The 472-nt window shown below is 43.2% G+C and carries 1 protein-coding gene; it reads right to left on the bottom strand.

All coding sequences use genetic code 11. The features are described 5' to 3' along the window. Window positions 1-165: 165 nt before the first annotated feature. Window positions 166-472: IS200/IS605 family transposase (gene tnpA / locus WG89_RS28945; RefSeq protein ID WP_153301394.1), on the bottom strand; the 307-nt coding region annotated here is incomplete at its 5' end.

Raw genomic sequence — 472 nt, 5'->3', positions numbered from 1 at the left:
GAGGGATAAGCGCTCCATTATAATAACTAGCGCCATATTCTCCAAAGCGACTATTGATGAGAAATTTAAAAGCCATTAAGCTCAGCAGGGTCTTATAGGGAGTAGAAGGTTTCAATGAACTACCCCGCAGCAAGCTGCGGGGTATCCTCAGTGCAACTTGAGTGGTCAGTCCATAAACAGACTGATTTGGTTCGGACTTATTTCCTTCCGGTGTAGCTGCTTGTACTCCGCATTGCCTTGGTTTTTGACATAATTTGCAATTACATCTTCATTACCATGCTGGCCGACAGTATTCATAAAATATCCTGAACTCCAGAATGCTCCACCCCATAACTTTTGCTTAACTTCAGGGTTTTTCTTGAAAACTTCACGTGCCGTGATGCTCTTTACTTTCTGAGCGATCGACTTCGGACTCATGGTCGGTACCGACTGTATAAGAAAATGGACATGATCCTTATCAGCACCAATTTCT

It is taken from the genome of Endozoicomonas arenosclerae (genome assembly GCF_001562015.1).
In the GTDB taxonomy this organism is placed as follows: Bacteria; Pseudomonadota; Gammaproteobacteria; order Pseudomonadales; family Endozoicomonadaceae; genus Endozoicomonas_A; species Endozoicomonas_A arenosclerae.
This window is presented reverse-complemented; position numbering and strand designations above follow the sequence as displayed.